The sequence below is a fragment of the Gillisia limnaea DSM 15749 genome (assembly GCF_000243235.1).
Lineage (GTDB): Bacteria > Bacteroidota > Bacteroidia > Flavobacteriales > Flavobacteriaceae > Gillisia > Gillisia limnaea.
This window is the reverse complement of record NZ_JH594606.1, coordinates 2,784,196-2,791,963: the sequence shown is the minus strand read 5'-3', so window position 1 is coordinate 2,791,963 and position 7,768 is coordinate 2,784,196. Positions and strand designations below refer to the sequence as shown.

Here is a 7,768-nt window from a genome sequence, read left to right as displayed (position 1 = left end):
CCGAAGATGGGCGACCCTTCTCCCGAAGTTACGGGTCTATTTTGCCTAGTTCCTTAGCCATGAATCTCTCGAGCACCTTAGAATTCTCATCCCAACTACCTGTGTCGGTTTACGGTACGGGCTGCCACCACTCGCTTTTCTTGGAAGTCGATTTGCTAGATTATCACGCCGGCCGAAGCTTTTGTGTACTATTGCCGTGTTACCACTGGCTTCAACGTACTATTCCGTCAGTACGCACTAACTTTTCGCCTCCGTCACTTTTATCGTGGGGCAGGTACAGAACTATTAATCTGTTGTCCATCGACTAACCCATTCGGGGTCGCCTTAGGTCCCGACTAACCCTCAGCTGATTAGCATAGCTGAGGAAACCTTAGTCTTTCGGTGTGCGGGTTTCTCGCCCGCATTATCGTTACTTATGCCTACATTTTCTTTTGTAATTAGTCCAGCATGCCTGACAGCACACCTTCAACCCCATTACAATGCTCCCCTACCACTCCATATACTTAAATATGAAATCCATAGCTTCGGTAGTATATTTATGCCCGATTATTATCCATGCCGAACCGCTCGACTAGTGAGCTGTTACGCACTCTTTAAATGAATGGCTGCTTCCAAGCCAACATCCTAGCTGTCTGGGCAGTTCAACCGCGTTTCTTCAACTTAATATACATTTGGGGACCTTAGCTGATGGTCTGGGTTCTTTCCCTCTCGGACATGGACCTTAGCACCCATGCCCTCACTGCTGATCAACATTTTATAGCATTCGGAGTTTGTCAGGAATTGGTAGGCGGTGAAGCCCCCGCATCCAATCAGTAGCTCTACCTCTATAAAACTTTAAATCAACGCTGCACCTAAATGCATTTCGGGGAGTACGAGCTATTTCCGAGTTTGATTGGCCTTTCACCCCTACCCTCAGGTCATCCCAAGACTTTTCAACGTCAACGGGTTCGGTCCTCCACTATGTGTTACCACAGCTTCAACCTGCCCAAGGGTAGATCACACGGTTTCGCGTCTACCACTACCAACTATAGCGCCCTATTAAGACTCGCTTTCGCTACGGCTCCATCTCTTAAAGACTTAACCTTGCTGGCAACGGTAACTCGTAGGCTCATTATGCAAAAGGCACGCCGTCACCCCCTAAAGGGCTCCGACCGCTTGTAAGCGTATGGTTTCAGGATCTATTTCACTCCGTTATTCACGGTTCTTTTCACCTTTCCCTCACGGTACTGGTTCACTATCGGTCTCTCAGGAGTATTTAGCCTTAGCGGATGGTCCCGCCTAATTCATACAGGGTTTCTCGTGCCCCGCACTACTCAGGATACCACTATGGTTTATGTTCATTACCTATACCGGGCTATCACCGTCTATGGCCACGCTTTCCAACGTGTTCTAATTCTGTTCACAACCAATATCGTGGTCCTATAACCCCGGCATTGCCGTAACAATACCGGTTTGGGCTACTACGCGTTCGCTCGCCGCTACTTACGCAATCACTGTTGTTTTCTTCTCCTCCGGGTACTTAGATGTTTCAGTTCCCCGGGTTTGCCTACCTTACGGTATACTATATCTTCAATATAGTGGGTTGCCCCATTCGGATACCTGCGGATCAATTTGTATGTGCCAATCCCCGCAGCTTTTCGCAGCTTATCGCGTCCTTCTTCGCCTCTGAGAGCCTAGGCATTCCCCATACGCCCTTATTTAGCTTATGTGCTTTTTACCTAATGTGCTCAAAATATCAATAGAACCAAGTTCCATCAATATCTTTATTTATTTATATTCTTAAATATGTACCTTAGTACATACTCGTATTCTCTCGTATTCTTTATTTCCCAATATGTCAATGAACGTTTAAAAGCTATATGCTTTAGGCAATAGGCCTTAGCATCTTCGCTTACGGCTTATAGCATATTGCTTAAAGCCTTTTGTGGAGAATATCGGAGTCGAACCGATGACCTCCTGCGTGCAAGGCAGGCGCTCTAGCCAGCTGAGCTAATCCCCCATATACCAGTAGTTAGTATATAGTAGTTAGTAGTTAGACTATAACCACTACTCAACTTCCAGAATTTCCTTTATTTTAATGAACGTTTGTCTCCAGTTCAAAACCTTGAACCTTTAACCTTGAACTTTTAACTAGCACCTTAGTGCGCAGTAGTCTCAGGCAGACTCGAACTGCCGACCTCTACATTATCAGTGTAGCGCTCTAACCAGCTGAGCTATGAGACTGTTATTAGATGTTAGACCTAAGATTCTAGACCTGAGAATTCTCTCCATCCATCTCATATCTCACATCTGATATCTCAAATCTTAATATTATAATATATTTAAATTGACAGCGAATTAAGACAAGAAAAAACCTTGAGGTCTTCCTTGTGTAGTAATTGCGAATGCCCTACTTAAAAAGGCAATTCTCTAGAAAGGAGGTGTTCCAGCCGCACCTTCCGGTACGGCTACCTTGTTACGACTTAGCCCCAGTTACCAGCTTCACCCTAGGCCGCTCCTTGCGGTGACGGACTTCAGGTGCTTCCAGCTTCCATGGCTTGACGGGCGGTGTGTACAAGGCCCGGGAACGTATTCACCGCATCATGGCTGATATGCGATTACTAGCGATTCCAGCTTCACGGAGTCGAGTTGCAGACTCCGATCCGAACTGAGATAGGGTTTATAGATTCGCTCCTGGTTGCCCAGTGGCTGCTCTCTGTCCCTACCATTGTAGCACGTGTGTGGCCCAGGACGTAAGGGCCGTGATGATTTGACGTCATCCCCACCTTCCTCACAGTTTGCACTGGCAGTCTTGTTAGAGTTCCCGACATTACTCGCTGGCAACTAACAACAGGGGTTGCGCTCGTTATAGGACTTAACCTGACACCTCACGGCACGAGCTGACGACAACCATGCAGCACCTTGTAATTTGTCTTGCGAAAGATCTGTTTCCAAATCGGTCAAACTACATTTAAGCCCTGGTAAGGTTCCTCGCGTATCATCGAATTAAACCACATGCTCCACCGCTTGTGCCGGGCCCCCGTCAATTTCCTTTGAGTTTCATTCTTGCGAACGTACTCCCCAGGTGGGTTACTTATCACTTTCGCTTAGCCACTCAGGATTGCTCCCGAACAGCTAGTAACCATCGTTTACGGCGTAGACTACCAGGGTATCTAATCCTGTTCGCTACCTACGCTTTCGTCCATCAGCGTCAATAAATTATTAGTGATCTGCCTTCGCAATCGGTGTTCTATGTAATATCTATGCATTTCACCGCTACACTACATATTCCAACCACTTCATAAGTATTCAAGAACAACAGTATCAATGGCAATTCTATGGTTGAGCCACAGACTTTCACCGCTGACTGATTGTCCCGCCTACGGACCCTTTAAACCCAATGATTCCGGATAACGCTTGGATCCTCCGTATTACCGCGGCTGCTGGCACGGAGTTAGCCGATCCTTATTCGCAGAGTACCGTCAAGCCCCCTCACGAGGGGGTGTTTCTTCCTCTGTAAAAGCAGTTTACAACCCATAGGGCCGTCTTCCTGCACGCGGCATGGCTGGATCAGGCTCCCGCCCATTGTCCAATATTCCTCACTGCTGCCTCCCGTAGGAGTCTGGTCCGTGTCTCAGTACCAGTGTGGGGGATCTCCCTCTCAGGACCCCTATCTATCGTAGCCATGGTAAGCCGTTACCTTACCATCTAGCTAATAGAACGCATACTCATCTTATAGCCATAAATGTTTAATTATTAAATAATGCTATTCAATAATACTATGGGGCATTAATCCAAATTTCTCTGGGCTATTCCCCTCTACAAGGTAGATTGTATACGCGTTACGCACCCGTGCGCCGGTCGTCAGCGGTGCAAGCACCCTGTTACCCCTCGACTTGCATGTGTTAAGCCTGCCGCTAGCGTTCATCCTGAGCCAGGATCAAACTCTTCATCGTTAATCTTTAAATAATGTAACAATTACTAAGGTCAATTTTATAACGATAGATCCGAAAACCCATCGTCAACTCAAAATTATTTTCTAGTCTTAATTCGTATTCTTTTGGTTTCTTCCTCATCCTCTCGAATGAGTTGAAACGCGCTGTCAATTCAATATATCAATGAACGTTTTACCATCTGCCTTTCCAGGCATTTTCCAAAAGGAAAATATAACGGTGTACTTGTTGAAATAAAAGGATTCGAACCTCTTCTAATTTGTACCCAACCCGGGATTTCTTGTCAGTATGTGTGTGTGAACGTGCTTGCTCTGTAAGCGGCTGCAAATATACAACGCTTTTTCTTTAACCACCAAACTTATTTTTAAGTTTTTTTTCGATCCTTTTTTCTCCCGAAATCCAAACCAAAAACAGCAATCAAATCAACCTCCCTATGAACGTCGCCTTAATTCCAAAGCGGCTGCAAATATACAACGCTTTTTAGACAAACAACAAACTTATTTTGAAATAAATTAAGTTTTTTTATAACTCCGAAAAATAAAAAAGGGGCTACTAAAATACAATCTTTTTTTTATTCCAGGCAAATCTGATTTCACAAAATTTTAAAGAACATACGCTTGTACGTTTCCGTCTAAGCGGCTGCAAATATAATCAGGAATTATTCACCGGCAAGGAAATCACAAAAGTTTTTACACCTGATTTCAACTATAGAATACATCACATTGATTTTTAAAGTTTTATGCCATAAATTTAATTTAATAAAATATCCACTTAGCCTGAAACAACTCCTGTTTTTGAAATTACCTGCTCCCTTTTGTCATTATATAGGATCTGATAAAACAGTGTTAGGGATAGCAGTGATAACTTTTAGGTTACTTTCTTTAAGACTCCACTATATATGTAAGCCCGTCCCTCACTTTTGGAATGTGCGGAAAACTCAAAATTAGATTTCTGATAATATATAAGAGTATATTGTGCAACCGCCTATAACATCTTATCTTTGCCCAATAATTAAATGAAAGATGATAAAAATAAGCTTGCCGGATGGTACTGTTAAAGAATTTGAGAGCAACTCCAATCCTATGGATGTTGCTAAAAGTATAAGTGAAGGTTTTGCACGAAATGTAATTTCGGCTAAATTCAATGACACTATTGTTGAAACAACCACACCCCTTACTACAGATGGCAGTTTAGTATTATACACCTGGAATGATAAAGAGGGTAAAAAAGCCTTCTGGCATTCTTCTTCCCATGTGATGGCTCAGGCCATTGAAGACTTATATCCAGGATCCAAACTAACTATAGGACCTGCTATTGAAAATGGATTTTATTATGATATTGACTTTGGGGACCAGAAGATCTCTGAAAATGATTTCAAAAAGATTGAAGATAAGATGTTGGAGATCGCACGGGGCAAACATGATTTCAGCATGCGTGCCGCATCAAAAGCAGATGCATTGGAATTTTATAAAAGTCAGAATAACCCATTTAAGGTAGAACTTATTGAAAACCTGGAAGATGGGACGATTACTTTTTGCGATCATGATACCTTTACCGATTTATGCCGTGGGGGCCACATTCCCAATACGGGAATTATAAAAGCTGTTAAGTTAACAAGCGCTGCCGGTGCCTATTGGCGTGGGGATGAAAAAAATCCACAGTTAACCAGGCTATATGGGATTTCTTTTCCAAAACAAAAGGACCTCAAAGAATACCTGGAACTTCTGGAAGAAGCCAAGAAACGGGACCACAGAAAACTGGGAAAAGAGCTGGAGCTTTTCACGTTTTCCTCAAAAGTTGGCCAGGGCCTACCGCTTTGGTTACCAAAAGGAGCAGCCCTGCGGGAGCGACTTGAAAATTTCCTGAAAAAAGCACAAAAAACAGCCGGATACGAAATGGTGATCACTCCACACATAGGCCAAAAAGAACTATATGTAACTTCCGGGCATTATGAAAAGTATGGGGCAGATAGCTTTCAGGCTATTAAAACACCTCATGAAGGAGAAGAGTTTTTGCTGAAACCAATGAACTGTCCACATCACTGTGAGATTTATAATGCATCTCCTTGGAGTTACCGTGATTTACCGAAGCGTTTTGCAGAATTTGGAACAGTCTACCGCTATGAGCAAAGCGGAGAACTTCACGGGCTTACGCGCGTTCGCGGATTTACTCAGGATGATGCACACATATTTTGTACTCCAGACCAATTGGATTCTGAATTCAAAAAAGTTATAGACCTTACATTATATGTATTTGAATCCTTAGGATTTAATGATTTTACAGCACAGGTTTCCCTAAGGGATCCTAATAATAAGGAGAAGTATATAGGAAGTAACGAAGTATGGGATAAAGCAGAGCGTGCCATAATTTCAGCCGCCGACGAAAAAGGACTGGATTATGTGGTTGAAGCCGGTGAAGCTGCCTTTTATGGACCAAAATTGGATTTTATGGTAAAAGATGCCCTTGGCAGAAGCTGGCAACTTGGCACCATTCAGGTAGATTATAATTTACCTGAAAGATTTGATCTTACATATAAAGGAAGTGACAATGAAATGCACCGGCCCGTGATGATACACCGCGCTCCTTTTGGCAGCATGGAACGCTTTATTGCAGTACTTTTAGAGAATACCGGGGGTAATTTCCCACTCTGGTTAATGCCTGAACAGGCTATTATACTCTCACTCAGCGAGAAATATGAAAAATACTCACAAAAAGTTTTAACTTTGCTGGAAAATAACGAAATTCGCGCCGTGGCGAATCACAGAAATGATACCATTGGTAAGAAGATCAGGGATGCTGAAATGAGTAAAATCCCATACATGTTGATCGTAGGGGAACAGGAAGCAGAAGATGGTACAGTTTCTGTACGAAAACATGGGGAAGGTGATATAGGCGTAATGACTGTTGAAGCCTTTTCAGAATTGATAAACAACGAGATAAAAATGACGCTAAAAGCGTTTAAAGTTTAATTAAAAATATATAGCCATAGCAATACGAAGAAAAAGATCGAAGCGACCGCTTAGAGAGATTAAAGAAGACCAACACCGCATCAACGCTAAAATTAGGGCTGATGAAGTTAGGCTTGTAGGTGATAATGTTGAAATGGGGGTGTATCCTACCAGAAAAGCATTAGAAATCGCAGAAGAACAGGGATTGGATCTTGTTGAAATCTCTCCGAATGCCTCACCGCCTGTAGCCAAAGTAATGGACTACAAAAAGTTCCTTTATGAGCAGAAAAAAAGGGAAAAAGAATTAAAGGCGAAAGCCAGCAAGGTTGTGGTAAAGGAAATTCGATTTGGTCCTCAAACCGATGACCACGATTATGATTTCAAAAAGAAGAACGCAGAGAAGTTTTTAAAGGATGGTGCCAAGTTAAAGGCATTCGTGTTTTTCAAAGGACGCTCCATTGTTTTTAAAGAGCAAGGGCAAATTTTATTGCTGCGACTGGCTCAGGATTTAGAAGAAATTGGCAAAGTAGAACAAATGCCAAAACTGGAAGGTAAAAGAATGACCATGTTCATATCTCCAAGAAAAAGTAAATAAGAACGTTAATTATAAAATAACAAGAGCATGCCAAAAATGAAAACGAAATCCAGTGCCAAGAAGCGTTTTAAGCTTACGGGTACCGGTAAAATTAAGAGGAAGCACGCTTACAAAAGTCACATCTTAACAAAGAAGTCGAAAAAACGTAAGTTAGCTTTAACGCACAGTACTTTGGTACATGATGCAGATACAAGCAATATCAAACTTCAATTGCGTTTAAAATAAACCAATTGAACCTTTGATGGTTTAAACAATTTAAAAACCCTGGAGTTAGGCAAAAGTAGATTTAATAT

3 protein-coding genes, 2 tRNA genes, 1 rRNA gene and 3 other annotated features are annotated in these 7,768 nt (G+C 42.5%); of the genes, 3 read left to right on the top strand and 3 right to left on the bottom strand.

The window, feature by feature from the left end:
- Positions 1 to 73: 73 nt before the first annotated feature.
- Positions 74 to 403 (bottom strand) — a sequence feature (23S ribosomal RNA rRNA prediction is too short).
- 14 nt (positions 404 to 417) lie between these two features.
- Positions 418 to 1,152 (bottom strand) — a sequence feature (23S ribosomal RNA rRNA prediction is too short).
- A 7-nt stretch (positions 1,153 to 1,159) separates the two neighbouring features.
- Positions 1,160 to 1,694: a sequence feature (23S ribosomal RNA rRNA prediction is too short), on the bottom strand.
- Positions 1,695 to 1,925: 231 nt separating this feature from the next.
- The 3 genes from GILLI_RS14190 to GILLI_RS14180 all read right to left on the bottom strand — a co-directional run bounded on the left by GILLI_RS14190 (position 1,926) and on the right by GILLI_RS14180 (position 3,935).
- Positions 1,926 to 1,999 (bottom strand) — tRNA-Ala (locus GILLI_RS14190).
- Positions 2,000 to 2,149: 150 nt separating this feature from the next.
- Positions 2,150 to 2,223 (bottom strand) — tRNA-Ile (locus tag GILLI_RS14185).
- 190 nt (positions 2,224 to 2,413) lie between these two features.
- A 16S ribosomal RNA gene (locus GILLI_RS14180) occupies positions 2,414 to 3,935 on the bottom strand.
- 1,019 nt (positions 3,936 to 4,954) lie between these two features.
- On the opposite strand from GILLI_RS14180, the gene thrS reads away from it, so the two are divergent.
- From thrS to rpmI, 3 genes are read left to right on the top strand one after another with little or no spacing between them, the layout of a single operon-like run.
- Positions 4,955 to 6,901 carry a threonine--tRNA ligase gene (gene thrS, locus GILLI_RS14170; protein ID WP_006989812.1) on the top strand — a complete coding sequence of 649 codons (1,947 nt, stop codon included), beginning with the start codon at positions 4,955 to 4,957 and terminating at the stop codon, positions 6,899 to 6,901.
- A gap of 58 nt (positions 6,902 to 6,959) precedes the next feature.
- Positions 6,960 to 7,475 carry a translation initiation factor IF-3 gene (infC, locus tag GILLI_RS14165; protein WP_280985194.1) on the top strand — a complete coding sequence of 172 codons (516 nt, stop codon included), beginning with the start codon at positions 6,960 to 6,962 and terminating at the stop codon, positions 7,473 to 7,475.
- A 27-nt stretch (positions 7,476 to 7,502) separates the two neighbouring features.
- Positions 7,503 to 7,700, top strand: coding sequence for a 50S ribosomal protein L35 (gene rpmI / locus GILLI_RS18190; protein WP_006989810.1), 198 nt, complete (start codon positions 7,503 to 7,505; stop codon positions 7,698 to 7,700).
- Positions 7,701 to 7,768: the final 68 nt, after the last annotated feature.